This window comes from Rhodococcus sp. ARC_M5 (assembly GCF_022810405.1).
Lineage (GTDB): Bacteria > Actinomycetota > Actinomycetes > Mycobacteriales > Mycobacteriaceae > Rhodococcoides > Rhodococcoides navarretei.
In genome coordinates this window covers 45,830-60,576 of record NZ_JALGQE010000001.1, presented here as the reverse complement: position 1 = coordinate 60,576, position 14,747 = coordinate 45,830, and the positions used below count along the sequence as shown (strand labels likewise).

Here is a 14,747-nt window from a genome sequence, read left to right as displayed (position 1 = left end):
AATGTGTTTATCCACGCGGGTCGGGGGATTGTTACTGGATTCGCAGAATTCCCACAGAATCGGAGCGACGGTTCGCCGAAACCGGCAACGTGATTGCGACGAGGATTCTCCCAGCGGTGCTGTTCGTCCATATCCAAAAGAAAGACGAACTGTCCGGTTTGAATACGCAACGCGGTCCGTACGTCTGTTCGTGCGCGACCGAATGGGAATCGGCTGGAGCGGTCGTTTACGGCTACGGATAGGTCACGAAACGCAATCGTTTTACTAACGAAAGATCACTCGACAGGCATCGGGTGCGAGATCTGCTTCACTTGAGGCGCAAGTGTCTGTTGTGGCGTGTGGTGTCCCGCGAAGTCGGTGACTCGCGTCGATCAGCTGGGTCCGAGGGGTCGAGAGGGGAATGGCACCACCAGTTCCACCGGTGGGCCCACGACGATATGAGAACTGCGCGAACAACAAAATCTGCAGTGACCGCATTGATGTGCACCGGAATCATCGGTGTCGGAGTGCTCGTGTCCGCACCGGCCGTCGCGGCACCCGTCACACCGTCCAGCACCGCATCCGCCGTAGGCACGGAGTTGTCGGGGAAGACAGTGTTCCTCGACCCGGGTCACCAGGGCGGCGCACATTCGGAGAATCTGCAGCGGCAGGTGAACGACGGTCGGGGCGGCACCAAGGATTGCCAGACCACCGGCATGACCACATTGGACGGCGTGCCCGAGCACACGATCAACTGGAAGGTCAGCGAGCTCGTCCGGTCGAGCCTCGAGAGTCTGGGTGCGACGGTGAAGACGAGTCGAGCAGACGACACCGGGTGGGGCGGATGCGTCGACGACAGGGCGCGGGCCGCCGGCGAGTCCGGTGCCGATGTGGCCGTGAGTATCCACGCGGACTCCACGAGTACGACGACCGATGCCGACAAGCACGGGTTCCATCTGATCGTTCCCACCCTGCCGATTCCGAGCGCGGCTGCCGATGCTGCCCAATCCGAGGGGGGACGTTCGGCGTCGACGCTGATGCGCGACTCCTACGTGCGCGCAGGCTTCGAGCCCGCCAACTACGCAGGAGTCGAGAACGGAATCCAGGAGCGATCCGATGTCGCCGGGCCCGCACTGACCACGGTGCCCCTCGTGTTCGTCGAGATGGGCAACGGATCCAACCCGGACGACGCAGCTCTTCTGGAGAGCTCGGATGGTCAGCTGAAGCACGCGATCGCCATTTCGACCGGAATCATCGACTATCTTCTCGGATCCGACACTGCGGAGGCGTCGTCGGCCGGCCCCGACACGACAACCGCGGCAGCTCCGGCCGGGGCGAAGACGACCGACATCACGGTGCCCACCGCAACGGCACCGAGCACAGAGCGCTCAGCGGTCGAGGGGCGTAGCGCTTTGTCCGGACTGCTCGAGAGTGTCTCGCCGTATGTCGAGTCGTTCGGGGTCGACGGCTCGAGAGGGCTCGTGACCCCGGACAACGTGAGCAGTGTGTCGACGTTCGCTCGAGGCCTGCTGAAACAGATTCTCGCCGACCGGTAGTCTCGGACGCCGTGGCGCGTCGACGAATTCCGGTGGTGATAGTTGCGGGCTTTCTCGGAGCAGGTAAAACCACGCTCCTGAACCATCTGTTGCGCAATGATTCCGGTATTCGAATCGGGGTTGTGGTCAACGACTTCGGGGCGATCAACATCGACTCGATGCTCGTGGCCGGCCAGGTCGATTCGATGGTCTCTCTCGGTAACGGCTGCATCTGTTGCGCCGTCGACATCAGCGATATGGACGCGATGTTCGACGCCCTCGCGCACCGTCGGGCCGCCATCGACGTCATCGTGGTGGAGGCCAGCGGCCTGGCCGAACCCCGCAATCTGATTCGGATGGTTCGAGGTAGCGAGAACGAATTCATCGTCTACGGCGGGCTCGTCGGTGTCGTCGACGCCGTGGAGTTCCCGCAGACCCGCGTGCGGCATCCCGAGATCGACCAGCACCTGCAATTGGCCGACCTGGTGGTACTGAACAAGTCCGATGTGGTGACCGAGTCCGAACGCTCCGCGGTGGTGTCGACGGTGCAGTCCGTCGTAGGAGACGTGCCCGTCGTACCCGTGGCGTTCGGTCGCGTCGACCCGCTGCTGCTGTTCGATCGGCGTGACGATCGGTCGGTGGATTCGGCTATGGCGGTGCAGCTGTCGTTCGACGAGCTACTTCGGGAGAACCACGACCACGACCACGACCATCACCTGCACGCGCAGTACTCGCACACCGAATTCGTCACGACGACTCCCGTCGAACCGCGCCGATTGATCGAGTTCCTGGAGAATCCTTTTGGAAACCTCTACCGCATCAAGGGATTCGTACACTTCGGCATCACGGGCTATGCGCAGAAGTTCATCGTGCACACGGTGGGTCGACACATCCGATTCGAGGCCGCGTCGTGGGCCCGGGGTGAGCCCGAGCAGACCTCACTGGTGCTGATCGGTACCGATCTCGATGCATCGGCCGTCGAGCAGCGGTTGCGTGCCTGTGTACGAGGGCCGGACGACGCCGACGACGCTTCCGCCATGCTTCCGGTTCACCGCTACCTCGAGACCGGTTAGTTTCCTAGAGCCCGACCCACTCGGTACGTCCGCCCTCGAATCCCTGACGCTTCCAGATCGGGACCTCGGCCTTGATGCGCTCGACGAGTCGGGCACAGGCCTCGAAAGCTTCGGCCCGATGAGCCGAGCCGACGGCGGCAACGAGTGCAAGGTCGCCGACTCGCAGGTCGCCGACGCGATGCACTGCGGCCACCACCAACCCGGTCTCCGCCGACACCTCCGAGCAGCAGCGGCTCAGGAAGCGCTCTGCGTCGGGGTGGGCGCGGTATTCCAGAGTCTCCACGGCGTGGCCGCCGTCGTGATCGCGCACGATTCCGCTGAACAGAACAACAGCGCCGTGACGCGAATCCTGCACCGCCGCCTCTACTTCGGCAGTGCTCAAGGGTTCGTTCGAGATACGGGCGACGAGCTCACTCATCGTGGGGGCCTCCTCCGGCGATCTGGGCCAGCACATGGTCGAGGAGCGGGTCGAGAACGGAGAGTCCGTCCTTCACGCCACCCGGCGAGCCCGGCAGGTTGACTACGAGCGTGCGTCCGATCAGACCCGAGACACCGCGGCTGAGTACCGCATGAGGTGTCGCAGATGTTCCGCGGGTTCGGATGGCGTCGGCGATCCCCGGCATGTCGATGTCGAGGAGCGCCGCCGTGGCCTCGGGGGTCGCATCGGTCGGGGATACACCGGTACCGCCGGTGCTGACGATGAGCGACGGCTCGCCGGCCAGGGCGTCGTGCAGACCCGCCGAGATATCGGCGTCGGCGTACACCAGGGGACCTCGCACGGTGAAGCCCCGATCGGTCAGCCAGGCTGCGATGGTGGGGCCGGTGGTGTCCGGCCGAGTACCACGGGCACCGCCCGTGGACGCGACCAGAACCGCTGCGGACCGTGAGGACTCGAATATCGGCGCAGCCACGGAGTCGGGGGAGTCCTCTGCGTCGTCCCGTTCCCAATGCCCGTGTTTGCCGCCGTCCTTGGTGATCAGTCGGACACCGTTCATGCTGGCACCGGGATCGACGGCCTTGACCATGTCGTGCAGGGTCAGTCCGGCGACGGCGACCGCAGTCAGTGCTTCCATCTCCACGCCGGTGCGTCCGGTGGTGCGCGCGGTTGCCTCGACCGTGATGGTCGACTCGGTGAAGCCGAACGAGATCTTCACCGACGAGAGTGCGAGCTGGTGACACAGCGGTATCAGCTCCGACGTACGCTTCGCCGCCGAGATGCCGGCGATGCGTGCGGTGGCGAGAACGTCGGCTTTGGGCATGTCGTCCGCGCGCACGAGAGCGATGACCTCGGCAGTGGTGACGAACTCGCCGGCGGCGACGGCGGTGCGTGAGGTTTCCTTCTTGTGTGCCACGTCGACCATGCGGGCGCGGCCCTGATCGTCCAGATGAGACAGGTGAGGTTGCGGGTTCTCGGTGGTCACAGTGGCCATACCTCCACGTCGGATCCTGCAGCGCGTTCGGTTGTGGCGGAATCGATGTCGATCAGCACATCGGCCCACGCCAGGGCGGCGACCAGGTGCGAGCCGGGGCCGGCGACGAGCTCGACCCGGCCGTCGTCACGCATTCGGCCACGAAGCAGTTGTCGTCTGCCGGGCGGAGACACCACCGATTCGTGCAGGGTGGCGGTGGTCGAGAGAATCGGAGGCAGGCCGGCCGCTCGTCGAACGATGTTGCGCGCGAACACGATGTACGAGACGACCGTACTGACGGGGTTGCCGGGAAAGCTGAGCACAGGAACGCCGTCGAACACCGTGATGCCCTGTGGACCACCCGGCTGCATACGTACCGATCCGAAGTTGCCGCCGAGTGGACGGAGTACGTCCTTGACCACCTCGAAGTCGCCCATCGACACCCCGCCGGACGTGATGATCATCTCGGCCGATTGCGCTGCGGCGTCGAGGATCTCGCGAAAGCGGCTCGGCTCGTCGGAGCTGCGCGAGACGGAGACCACCTCGGCGCCGCTGGCGCGCAGGTGTGCGGCGAGGGTGATGCCGTTCGAGTCGTAGATCTGGCCGGGCGTCAGCGTCGAGCCGGCGTCGACCAGTTCGGCACCGGTGGTCACGACGGCCACGCGAGGACGCGAGCGTACGTCGACCTCACCGAAGCCGACGGCGGCGAGAACGGAGATGTGTCGGGGTTCCAACACCCGGCCGGCCTCGACCAGGACCGTTCCGGTGCGCACGTCGCTGCCCTGTTCTCGGACGAATTCACCGGCTGTGCGGCGTCGCTCGATCGTCACGGACCCGGCTTCGTGCACGGTGGTGTCCTCGACCGGCACGATGGCGTCGGCTCCGTCGGGAATGGGTGCGCCGGTCATGATCTTCGCAGCGCTGCCCGGGCTCAGCACCGCCGCTTCGACAGGGCCTGCGGCGATGATCGTCGAGACCGGAAGTGTCACCGGAGCGATCGCCACGGACCGAGAATCGACCGCGTATCCGTCCATCTGCGAGTTGCGAAACAACGGCAGATCGACCGGAGATCGCACGTCTGCGAACGACACGCGCCCCAGCGCGTCGGCGAGAGGAATGCGGTGCGCAGTCCTGGTGGCGAGCGCCGCCAGAACGGTCTCGACCGCGGCGGAATGCTCCTCGACCGATACGGCGCTCACTGCGTGGGTCCGGTGAATGCGCGCATGTCCTCAGCCGTCATGGGTGCCAATCCTAGGCACGCCGATCCGGTCGCCCGGTGTGGGCTGCGGCATACTGGGTAGACACGTGAACGACAGGCGTAATTTTCGACGAAGGCGAGGTACGAGGTGACGGTGGACAGTGTCACCTCACTGGGCATTCCCGGATTCGGCACTACGAGCTCCTCGGTGCGTGCGAATTCGGTGTCCGATCGACCGGACGTTCCGCACCTGATCGACCGATTCGGCCGGGTGGCCCGGGACCTGCGCATCTCCATCACCGAGAAGTGCTCGCTGCGCTGCACCTACTGCATGCCTGAGGAGGGCCTCCCGGCCATTCCTGCCGCGAACCTGCTCACTCCGGCCGAGATCGCTCGAGTGGTGTCGGTGTCCGTGCGTGAACTGGGTATCCGCGACGTGCGCTTCACCGGCGGCGAGCCCCTCATGCGCCGCGACCTCGACGAGATACTGCGGTTGTGCGCCGACGTCGCGCAGGGCGTGCCGTTGTCGATGACCACCAACGCAGTCGGTCTGGAGCATCGGGCTGGGGCGCTGGCCGATGCCGGTTTGACCCGAGTCAACGTGTCCTTGGACTCGGTGGACCGAGAAGACTTCGCGCGGCTGACCCGACGCGACCGGTTGCCGTCGGTGATGGCGGGCATCAGAGCGGCGAAGCGAGCCGGCATCGGTCCGGTGAAGGTCAATGCGGTCCTGATGCGCGACACACTCTCCGGTGCAGTCGACCTACTGCGCTGGTGTCTCGACGAAGGGGTGGCGCTTCGATTCATCGAACAGATGCCGCTAGATGCCGACCACGAGTGGGCGCGCGCGAACATGATCGATGCCCAGACGTTGCTCGACGAGCTGTCCACTGCGTTCGACCTGCGTGAGGTGGGGCGCGCCGATCCGTCGGCTCCGGCCGAGGAGTGGAGTGTCGACGGCACCGATGCCACCGTCGGCATCATCGCCTCGGTCACGCGCTCGTTCTGCGGCGATTGTGACCGCACACGGGTGACGGCCGAGGGAACGATCCGGTCCTGTCTGTTCAGCGACGACGAAACCGATCTGCGCGCGGCGTTACGAGGCGGTGCCACCGACGACGAGGTGGCGGCCGTGTGGCGCGGGGCGATGTGGAACAAGTGGGCAGGGCACGGCATCGACGCCGAGGGCTTCGTACCCCCCGCCCGCAGTATGGGAGCTATCGGTGGGTGAGACCCAGGTGGAGGTGCGGTACTTCGCGGCAGCGGTCGACGCGTCGCACTGCGAGTCCGAGTACGTGACCGTACCGGTTGGGGCCACCCTCGCAGACCTGCGAGAGCTGATCCTGTCCCGGCACGGCGCGCCGATGGAACCGATTCTCCGGGTGTCGGCCTACCTGGTGGGCGAAGATCTCACTCGCGATCTCGACCGCGTGATCGGCGGCAGGGTCGACGTGTTGCCGCCCTTCGCCGGCGGCTGAGCACACCCAGCCACCGACCTGCGGCGGCCCGAGTCAGCTGCTTCTCTTCCACCAATCGTCGAACGGCGTGACGGGAACCGTGCGCTTGTGCCGAGTGGCGAGGAACATCTTCTCCAACTTGTCGGCGATCTCGTCGGTGACGTCCTTGCCCTCCAGGTAGTCGTCGATCTGTTCGTACGTCACGCCGAGCGCTTCCTCGTCGGGTAGCGCAGGTCGATCGTCTTCGAGATCGGCGGTGGGAACCTTGCGCCAGGTGCTCTCGGGGGCTCCCAGTTCGCGCAGCAGCGCCGCACCCTGACGCTTGCTCAAGCCGGTGAGCGGAGTCAGATCGACCCCGCCGTCACCGAACTTGGTGAAGAAGCCGGTGATGGCCTCGGCGGCATGGTCGGTGCCCACGACGACGTAGCCGAGTTCGCCGGCCAGGGCGTACTGCGCGACCATGCGCTGGCGCGCCTTGATGTTGCCGCGGACGAAATCTCGGATTTCGGCACTTCCCAGCGCGTCCGCCGTCGCGGCCGCTGCGGCGTCGGCAGCGTCCTTGATGTTCACCGTCACCGTGCGGTCGGGATCGATGAATTTCAGCGCGATCGATGCGTCGTCCTCGTCGGCCTGCACGCCGTAGGGGAGGCGAACAGCGACGAACTCGGCCTCGTGTCCGTCGGCTCGGAGCTCCGTCGCAGCCTGTTGGGCGAGCTTGCCGGTGAGCGTGCTGTCCTGGCCGCCACTGATGCCGAGTACGAATCCCGAGGCCGGGGTCGACGCGAGGTAGTCCTTGAGGAAGTCCACTCGCCTGCGGACCTCCGTGATCGGGTCGATGGTCGACTGCACGGCCAGCTCGCGCATGATCCCCGTGCGCAATTCCGAGTTGATGTGTCCCATCACGTCATCCTAATGACGAGGGTCGGCTGTGATCTCGCGCCGTGCGTAGTGTCGGTGGTCGTGAGTGGATCCTCCGATACCTTCGTCAAGCGAAACCCCCAGGCGCACCCCGACTTCTACGCCGCCGAGGCCACCGGGCTCAGGTGGCTCGGCGAGGCGTCGGCCCCTGTCGTCGAAGTCCTCGGGCATGGCCGGACGTACATCGAACTCGAGCGGTTGGTCGCGGCCCGTCCCACGCTCGACGCAGCCGAACGATTCGGCCGCGCGCTGGCCGCGACGCATTCCGCCGGAGCCGACGGGTTCGGTGCGCCACCGGTGGATGCCGACGGCCTCGCTTTTTCGGGTCAGCTGTTCATCGGTGCTCGGCCCATGAGCAGCACCGTGCACAAGTCGTGGGGAGGGTTCTACGCGGCCGAACGAGTGCTGCCGTTTCTGCGAATCGCGGTCGACGCCGGCACCGTCATGCAGGACGAAGCGGCGATCGTGGAATCGGTGTGCGGGCGCATCGCGGACGGTGACTTCGACGATGCAGAGCCGCCGAGCCGTATTCACGGTGATCTGTGGAACGGCAACGTGTTCTGGACCGACGCGGGAGTGGTGCTGATCGACCCGGCGGCACACGGTGGGCATCGAGAGACCGATCTGGCGATGTTGGCGCTGTTCGGTTGCCCCCACCTCGACGTTGTCGTCGACGGCTACGAGACGGTGTGGCCACTACGAGCCGGGTGGCGCGAGCGCACTGCTCTGCACCAGCTGCATCCGCTCGCCGTCCATGCAGCCGGGCACGGACGCTCGTACGGCACTGCTCTGCACACCGCGGCCGTGGCAGTGAACAGGCTCTGAGCTGGACTCAGCGAATGCGAGTTGCCCTGCGCACCAAGTCTTCCCAACCGTCGGCCAGTCGATCCATCGGCATCCCCAGGTCTCGGTACTGGTGCAACACCAGGGTGGCTTCGAGTGGTGTGAGGAGCCAGTACGCGAGCAATTCGAGATCCCCGTCCACCTCGGCTGCGCGAAGCAGCGACAGGACGTGGGTGAAGTTGACCATGTGGGCCGGGGCGGAATATCGCGCGTCGTCGGCGCTCTCCGCGGCGCGCAGTACTTCCCCCTGGACGTTGACGAACTCGAGTCGAGCTCGGCCGAAGGCGACGAGACGATCGATGGGGTCGGCTCCCGGGCCCAGTGGCGGATCGCCGAACATGAAGGACTGCTGCAATTTTTTCTCGGTGTGGTCGAGCAGCGCTCGCATCAGCCCGGCCCGGTTCCCGAAGCGGCGGAACACTGTGCCCTTGCCCACTCCTGCCTTGGTGGCCACTGCGTCCATGGTGATGGCGTCGGCTCCGACGGTCGCCACCAGATCTGTTGCGGCGTCGAGGAGCAGCCGTCGGTTGCGCGCTGCGTCGCACCGTTCGGATTCCTCGTCCGCTATGGGCAGCATCGGGCCGGTCACAGCCGTAACCCTACCTTGTCGGGAACATAAATGGACCACGGTCCGTTTGGATGGTAGGAATTGACACGACGATCACGTCATCCGAACTTCGCGAAGGAATAACCTCATGTCAGACGCTCATGTACTCGTTCTCGTCGGAAGCTTGCGCGCCGAGTCGGTGAACAAGCAGATCGCCGAGACTGCTGTCACCGTGGCTCCCGCCGGTGCCGAGGTAGTGGTGTACGACGGACTCGGAGATGTCCCCTTCTACAACGAGGACATCGACATCGAGGGATCGGTCCCCGCGGCCGCTCTTGCTCTGCGGACCGCAGCCGAAAAGGCTTCCGCGCTGTTGCTGGTCACGCCCGAATACAACGGCACCATCCCGGCCGTGCTGAAGAATGCCATCGACTGGCTCTCCCGCCCGTACGGTGCCGGTGCCATGGTGGGCAAGCCGGTCGTCGTCATCAGTGCGTCGCCGAGCGGCAACGGAGCCAAGTGGGCACACGAGGACACCAGCAAGGCCGTGCGCATTGCCGGCGGAACCGTTCTCGAGGATGTCCAGCTCTCCATCGGTGGCACCATCGACAAGTTCGGCTCGGCGCACCCGCGTGAGAACGCCGAGGTCTCCGGCGAGATCGGCCACGTCGTCGCCGAGTTGGTGAAGGCCTCCGGCGAACTCGTGAGTGCGTGACCCAGTCGGTCATGGGAATCGTTTTCATGTAGAGTCGGCTGCATGAAGGTGAGAAACTCGTTGAAATCGCTCAAGAACAAGCCCGGTGCGCAGGTGGTCCGGCGACACGGGACGGTGTTCGTCATCAACAAGAAGGAACCGAGATTCAAGGCGCGCCAGCGCTGACGAGTGCGTTGCACCGAGAAGGGCCCCTGGAGGAATTCGGGGGCCCTTGTCGTGTCGAGGAGCGGATGAGGCGATCGGGCAGCGTCACGGCGGCGGCTACGACTCGTTGTGACGAACAACATGCACCCCATGTGACCTGCGACACGCCGATGACGTCCGAGTTTCACGGCCGGGCAAGGCCGTGACCAGCGAATACCACGCGTGTTGTTCGCAACATCTCGTGTTGTAGGCAGATCGTGAACACTAGGTGTAGTGTTTGAGCGACCGAGAGGCCACTACTCGAAGAACCTCCACAGACGGGTTCGAGCAGGTCGAAGTCGCCCTGAGCGGGAGATGTTCTCGGTGTTACACGCAGAGCACATCGGTCGCGTCGGTGCACCCGATGGCGACAACGGAAAGAGGGACACCATGAGCATCACCGTTTACACCAAGCCCGCCTGCGTTCAGTGCAATGCCACCTACCGCGCCCTCGACAAAGCGGGTATCGAGTACTCCGTCATCGACATCTCGCAGGATCCCGAAGCGCGTGACTACGTCATGGCCCTCGGCTACCTGCAGGCTCCTGTCGTCGTCGCCGGCGACGATCACTGGTCCGGCTTCCGCCCGGACCGCATCAAGACCCTTGCCGTGAACGCTGCTTGAACAGAACGAGAAAGTGAGTGAGCGGTGAGTTCGCAACCGCAGTCCTCCCACTCACTGGTCTACTTTTCCAGCGCGTCCGAGAACACTCATCGCTTCGTATCGAAGTTGGACATTCCAGCGACGCGTATTCCGCTCCGTGATCCGGATGGCACCTTTCGTGTCCATTCTCCTTACGTTCTCATCGTGCCGACGTATGGGGGAGGGACCACCTACGCTGGGCGCGACACCAATTACGTCCCCAAACGAGTGATCAAGTTTCTCAACGACGAGCACAATCGGTCGTTGATCCGGGCCGTCATCGCAGCCGGAAACACCAACTTCGGTGACTCCTTCTGCTTTGCGGGAGATGTCATCTCGCAGAAATGCGCGGTCCCGTATCTGTATCGATTCGAATTGATGGGCACCCCCGAGGACGTAGTGCGGGTCCGGGAGGGGCTGGAGGACTTCTGGGAACGTGAAGTCCGACGCGCTGCCCACACGCACTAGAACACCACACATCACATACCCAGTAGGAGCATCGCCGTGGCACCGACCATCACCGACGCAGCACCCGTACCCACTGTCAGCGGCGACGGAGATATGGATTACCACGCGCTCAACGCGATGCTCAATCTCTACGGCCCCAACGGCGAGATCCAGTTCGAGAAGGATCGCGAGGCGGCCAACCAGTACTTCTTGCAGCATGTCAATCAGAACACGGTGTTCTTCCACGATCTGGACGAGAAGTTGGACTACCTCGTCGAGGAGAACTACTACGAGCCCGAGGTTCTGGACCAGTACTCGCGCGAGTTCGTCAAGTTTCTGATCAACCACGCGTACTCGAAGAAGTTTCGATTCCCCACCTTCCTCGGCGCGTTCAAGTACTACACCTCGTACACGCTCAAGACGTTCGACGGCAAGCGTTACCTCGAGCGCTTCGAGGACCGGGTGTGCATGGTGGCGCTCACGCTCGCGGCCGGAGACGAGGCCCTGGCCACCGATCTGGTCGACGAGATCATCGCCGGCCGATTCCAGCCCGCGACACCCACGTTCCTCAACTCCGGCAAGAAGCAGCGCGGCGAGCCCGTGTCCTGCTTCCTGCTGCGTATCGAGGACAACATGGAGTCCATCGGTCGCTCCATCAACTCGGCCCTGCAGCTGTCCAAGCGCGGTGGCGGAGTTGCGTTGCTGCTGAGCAATATTCGCGAGGCCGGTGCACCGATCAAGCGCATCGAGAACCAGTCCTCCGGTGTCATCCCCATCATGAAGCTGCTCGAGGATTCGTTCTCGTACGCCAACCAACTCGGTGCGCGTCAGGGCGCGGGTGCGGTGTACCTGCACGCCCACCACCCCGACGTGTACAAGTTCCTCGACACCAAGCGCGAGAACGCGGACGAGAAGATCCGAATCAAGACGCTCTCGCTCGGAATCGTCATCCCCGACATCACGTTCGAGTTGGCGAAGAAGAACGAGGACATGTACCTCTTCTCGCCGTACGACGTCGAGCGGATCTACGGCGTGCCGTTCGCCGATATCGACGTCTCCGATAAGTACTACGAGATGGTCGACGACAAGCGGATCCGCAAGACGAAGATCAAGTCGCGCGAGTTCTTCCAGACTCTTGCCGAGTTGCAGTTCGAGTCCGGCTACCCGTACATCATGTACGAGGACACCGTCAATCGTGCGAACCCGGTGAAGGGCAAGATCACTCACTCCAACCTGTGCTCGGAGATTCTGCAGGTCTCGACGCCGTCGACGTTCAACGACGACCTCTCCTACAGTCATGTGGGCAAGGACATCTCGTGCAACCTGGGCTCGCTGAACATCGCGAAGACGATGGATTCACCCGATTTCGGTAAGACGATCGCGGTGGCGATCCGCGGTCTGACCGCAGTGTCGGATCAGACGCACATCTTCTCGGTGCCGTCGATCGAGCAGGGCAACAACGATTCGCACGCAATCGGTCTCGGGCAGATGAACCTGCACGGCTACCTCGCCCGCGAGCGCATCCACTACGGCTCGACCGAGGGAATCGACTTCACCAACATCTACTTCTACACGGTGCTGTTCCATGCGCTGCAGGCCTCGAATCAGCTGGCCAAGGCTCGTGGCCAGTACTTCAAGGGCTTCCCGGATTCCAAGTACGCGTCGGGCGAATTCTTCGACAAGTACACCGACCAGGTCTGGGAGCCGGCCACATCCAAGGTGGCGAAGTTGTTCGCCGACTCCGACGTCGCCATCCCGACACAGGCCGACTGGGCCGCGCTGAAGGCGTCGGTGCAGGAGTACGGAATCTACAACCAGAACCTGCAGGCCGTCCCGCCGACCGGTTCCATCTCGTACATCAACAACTCCACCTCGTCGATTCACCCGGTGGCGTCGAAGATCGAGATTCGCAAGGAAGGCAAGATCGGTCGCGTCTACTACCCGGCACCGTATCTCGACAACGACAACCTGGATTACTACCAGGATGCGTACGAGATCGGGTACGAGAAGATCATCGACACCTACGCTGCCGCAACGCAACACGTCGATCAGGGCCTGTCGTTGACGCTGTTCTTCAAGGACACGGCAACGACCCGCGATATCAACCGCGCGCAGATCTACGCATGGCGCAAGGGCATCAAGACGCTCTACTACATCCGCCTGCGCCAGTTGGCCCTCGAGGGCACTGAAGTCGAGGGTTGCGTCTCCTGCATGCTGTAGCAGCCGATTCGGTCGGTCGACCTGTGGCGATACCGTGATGTCAGAGCGCGATGCGGACCATAATCAGGTATGGGCACCGAAGCGGACGGCGAGGTCGAATCCGACGTCGACGTGACTATGGCTCGGAAGGACTCGGTTCCTTCCGAGCCGTCGCCACGCGGTCGACATGCTCGCCGTCGGGTACCTCGCCGCGGATTGGCGGCGTGGGATCCCGACACGCGCGGCCACGATGCGCTCGAGACAGTTCTTGCGCAGAACGCGATACGAGTTCAGGAGTTGCTGCCCATCCGGTACGCCCGGATGTCCGCATCGCCATGGACATATTTTCGCGGTGCCGCCGCCGTGATGGCCGCGGACCTCGCGTCGACCCCGCACACCGGCATCGAGGTGCAGTTGTGCGGTGACGCTCACGTCTTGAACTTCGGATTGTGGGCGACGCCGGAACGAAACCTCTATTTCGACCTCCGTGATTTCGACGAAACTCTTCCGGGCCCGTTCGAGTGGGATCTCAAACGACTTGCCACCTCCCTCGTGGTTCTCGGACGCGAGAACGGTGTGGCCTCGTCGCGTTCCGATCGTGCGGTTGCCGAGATGACGGCGGCATACTGCCGAAAGATGCGGGCGTACGCGAACATTCCCGAGATCGACATCTGGTACGACCGCATCGACGTCGCCGGACTGCTCGGGCATTTCTCCTCGGGCATCGCTCGCCACGCCGAGAAGCTCATCGAAACGAAAGCCGAGCGCCGCACCAGTCGTGGTGCGTCCCGCAAGTTCACCGAGACGAGGGACGGGCGTCGAAGAATTCGCGAGGACGCACCTTTTCGCACTCACGTGGGGGATTCCCAGATCGAGCTGGTGCAAGCGGTGATCGCCGGTTACAGCGAGTCCGTCGACGACCACATCTGGAGTCTGCTGTCCAGATTTCGAGTCCTCGACGTCGTTCGGCAGGTTGTCGGCGTCGGGAGTGTCGGAATGCGGGTCTATCTGGCCCTGTTGGAGGAACGGCGGACTCGCGATCCGTTCTTCCTGCAGATCAAGCAGGCAGGGCCGTCGGTGTTCGAGAAGTTTCTCGAACCGAGCGCGTACGACAATCACGGTGCCAGGGTGGTCAACGGGCAGCGAATGCTGCAGAGCGCCACCGACATGTTCGTGGGGTGGACGTCGGTGGGGGACCTCAACTTCTACGTTCGGCAGTTCCGCGACATGAAGGTCATTCCCGACGGCGAGATCATCGGGCCGTACCTCACCGAGTTCGCCACGGCATGCGGCGAGGTCCTCGCACGGGCACACGCTCGAAGTGGTGACGCAGACGCGATAGCCGACTACCTCGGTCGCGGAGACAAGGTCGATCGGGCGATGGTGGAGTTCGCCCACGCCTATGCCGATCAGAACGATCGCGATCACGCGCAACTGGTCGGTGCCATCGAGGCCGGAACGGTCCCGTGCTCGGTGGGGTGGTGACCGGTGACTCGCGAGATTCCGGTCGTTCCTCGCGGCAACACTCCGGGCACACTTTGTAGTGCCTCCCGGAACTGTCGGACACAACGGGTAGTGTTCCTATCAGCGAAGTTTCACGTA

16 protein-coding genes are annotated in these 14,747 nt (G+C 63.8%); 11 read left to right on the top strand and 5 right to left on the bottom strand.

Annotated elements, in window-relative coordinates:
* Window positions 1–479 precede the first annotated feature (479 nt).
* Both MTX34_RS00290 and MTX34_RS25915 read left to right on the top strand, forming a co-directional pair.
* Window positions 480–1,535 carry an N-acetylmuramoyl-L-alanine amidase gene (locus MTX34_RS00290; RefSeq protein ID WP_243608434.1) on the top strand — a complete coding sequence of 352 codons (1,056 nt, stop codon included), beginning with the start codon at window positions 480–482 and terminating at the stop codon, window positions 1,533–1,535.
* 11 nt (window positions 1,536–1,546) lie between these two features.
* Window positions 1,547–2,587, top strand: a complete 1,041-nt coding sequence (locus MTX34_RS25915) for a GTP-binding protein (protein WP_243608059.1) — start codon at window positions 1,547–1,549, stop codon at window positions 2,585–2,587.
* 4 nt (window positions 2,588–2,591) lie between these two features.
* Here the strand turns inward: MTX34_RS25915 and MTX34_RS00280 are convergent, their stop codons facing one another.
* Genes MTX34_RS00280 through glp form a run of 3 tightly spaced genes read right to left on the bottom strand, consistent with a single transcriptional unit; the run spans window position 2,592 to window position 5,195 of the window.
* The gene (locus MTX34_RS00280; RefSeq protein ID WP_243608058.1) at window positions 2,592–3,005 is read right to left on the bottom strand and encodes a molybdenum cofactor biosynthesis protein MoaE; all 414 of its coding nucleotides are present in this window, start codon (window positions 3,003–3,005) and stop codon (window positions 2,592–2,594) included.
* Window positions 2,998–4,017, bottom strand: a complete 1,020-nt coding sequence (gene moaCB, locus MTX34_RS00275; protein ID WP_243608057.1) for a bifunctional molybdenum cofactor biosynthesis protein MoaC/MoaB — start codon at window positions 4,015–4,017, stop codon at window positions 2,998–3,000. Before moaCB ends, MTX34_RS00280 begins: the two co-directional genes overlap by 8 nt.
* Window positions 4,005–5,195, bottom strand: a complete 1,191-nt coding sequence (gene glp, locus MTX34_RS00270) for a gephyrin-like molybdotransferase Glp (RefSeq protein WP_243608056.1) — start codon at window positions 5,193–5,195, stop codon at window positions 4,005–4,007. The genes moaCB and glp overlap by 13 nt, the downstream gene beginning before the upstream one ends.
* Window positions 5,196–5,366: 171 nt before the next feature.
* On the opposite strand from glp, the gene moaA reads away from it, so the two are divergent.
* Together moaA and MTX34_RS00260 are read left to right on the top strand one after the other, a co-directional pair.
* Entirely contained in the window at window positions 5,367–6,425 is a 1,059-nt protein-coding gene (gene moaA / locus MTX34_RS00265; protein WP_243608433.1) for a GTP 3',8-cyclase MoaA, read from the top strand.
* Window positions 6,418–6,672, top strand: a complete 255-nt coding sequence (locus MTX34_RS00260; RefSeq protein ID WP_243593470.1) for a MoaD/ThiS family protein — start codon at window positions 6,418–6,420, stop codon at window positions 6,670–6,672. The genes moaA and MTX34_RS00260 overlap by 8 nt, the downstream gene beginning before the upstream one ends.
* Window positions 6,673–6,705: 33 nt before the next feature.
* Here the strand turns inward: MTX34_RS00260 and nadE are convergent, their stop codons facing one another.
* Window positions 6,706–7,551, bottom strand: coding sequence for an ammonia-dependent NAD(+) synthetase (gene nadE / locus MTX34_RS00255; RefSeq protein ID WP_243593469.1), 846 nt, complete (start codon window positions 7,549–7,551; stop codon window positions 6,706–6,708).
* A 12-nt stretch (window positions 7,552–7,563) separates the two neighbouring features.
* On the opposite strand from nadE, the gene MTX34_RS00250 reads away from it, so the two are divergent.
* Window positions 7,564–8,394 (top strand): fructosamine kinase family protein, encoded by an 831-nt coding sequence (locus tag MTX34_RS00250; protein WP_279392698.1) that lies wholly within the window; start codon window positions 7,564–7,566, stop codon window positions 8,392–8,394.
* Between the two features lie 7 nt (window positions 8,395–8,401).
* Here MTX34_RS00250 and MTX34_RS00245 read toward each other — a convergent pair whose 3' ends face one another.
* A complete protein-coding gene (locus MTX34_RS00245) occupies window positions 8,402–9,001 on the bottom strand; it encodes a TetR/AcrR family transcriptional regulator (protein WP_243593467.1) in 600 nt (199 codons plus the stop codon).
* A 106-nt stretch (window positions 9,002–9,107) separates the two neighbouring features.
* Between MTX34_RS00245 and MTX34_RS00240 the strand changes: the two genes are divergently transcribed.
* The 6 genes from MTX34_RS00240 (at window position 9,108) to MTX34_RS00215 (ending at window position 14,630) form a co-directional block, all read left to right on the top strand.
* A complete protein-coding gene (locus tag MTX34_RS00240) occupies window positions 9,108–9,674 on the top strand; it encodes an NAD(P)H-dependent oxidoreductase (RefSeq protein ID WP_243608054.1) in 567 nt (188 codons plus the stop codon).
* A 42-nt stretch (window positions 9,675–9,716) separates the two neighbouring features.
* Window positions 9,717–9,839 carry a type B 50S ribosomal protein L36 gene (ykgO, locus tag MTX34_RS00235; RefSeq protein WP_243593465.1) on the top strand — a complete coding sequence of 41 codons (123 nt, stop codon included), beginning with the start codon at window positions 9,717–9,719 and terminating at the stop codon, window positions 9,837–9,839.
* A 408-nt stretch (window positions 9,840–10,247) separates the two neighbouring features.
* The gene (locus MTX34_RS00230) at window positions 10,248–10,481 is read left to right on the top strand and encodes a redoxin NrdH (protein WP_243593464.1); all 234 of its coding nucleotides are present in this window, start codon (window positions 10,248–10,250) and stop codon (window positions 10,479–10,481) included.
* A gap of 24 nt (window positions 10,482–10,505) precedes the next feature.
* Window positions 10,506–10,967 (top strand): class Ib ribonucleoside-diphosphate reductase assembly flavoprotein NrdI, encoded by a 462-nt coding sequence (nrdI, locus tag MTX34_RS00225; protein ID WP_243593463.1) that lies wholly within the window; start codon window positions 10,506–10,508, stop codon window positions 10,965–10,967.
* A 36-nt stretch (window positions 10,968–11,003) separates the two neighbouring features.
* Window positions 11,004–13,166, top strand: a complete 2,163-nt coding sequence (gene nrdE, locus MTX34_RS00220; protein WP_374638793.1) for a class 1b ribonucleoside-diphosphate reductase subunit alpha — start codon at window positions 11,004–11,006, stop codon at window positions 13,164–13,166.
* A gap of 69 nt (window positions 13,167–13,235) precedes the next feature.
* Window positions 13,236–14,630, top strand: a complete 1,395-nt coding sequence (locus tag MTX34_RS00215) for a DUF2252 domain-containing protein (protein ID WP_308198446.1) — start codon at window positions 13,236–13,238, stop codon at window positions 14,628–14,630.
* Window positions 14,631–14,747: the final 117 nt, after the last annotated feature.

Coding starts and splice junctions, on each gene's coding strand:
- MTX34_RS00290 (WP_243608434.1), top strand. CDS start 480: ATGTGCACCGGAATCATCGGTGTCGGAGTGCTCGTGTCCGCACCGGCC.
- MTX34_RS00280 (WP_243608058.1), bottom strand. CDS start 3,005: ATGAGTGAGCTCGTCGCCCGTATCTCGAACGAACCCTTGAGCACTGCC.
- moaCB (WP_243608057.1), bottom strand. CDS start 4,017: ATGGCCACTGTGACCACCGAGAACCCGCAACCTCACCTGTCTCATCTG.
- nadE (WP_243593469.1), bottom strand. CDS start 7,551: ATGGGACACATCAACTCGGAATTGCGCACGGGGATCATGCGCGAGCTG.
- MTX34_RS00250 (WP_279392698.1), top strand. CDS start 7,564: ATGACGAGGGTCGGCTGTGATCTCGCGCCGTGCGTAGTGTCGGTGGTC.
- MTX34_RS00240 (WP_243608054.1), top strand. CDS start 9,108: ATGTCAGACGCTCATGTACTCGTTCTCGTCGGAAGCTTGCGCGCCGAG.
- ykgO (WP_243593465.1), top strand. CDS start 9,717: ATGAAGGTGAGAAACTCGTTGAAATCGCTCAAGAACAAGCCCGGTGCG.
- MTX34_RS00230 (WP_243593464.1), top strand. CDS start 10,248: ATGAGCATCACCGTTTACACCAAGCCCGCCTGCGTTCAGTGCAATGCC.
- MTX34_RS00215 (WP_308198446.1), top strand. CDS start 13,236: ATGGGCACCGAAGCGGACGGCGAGGTCGAATCCGACGTCGACGTGACT.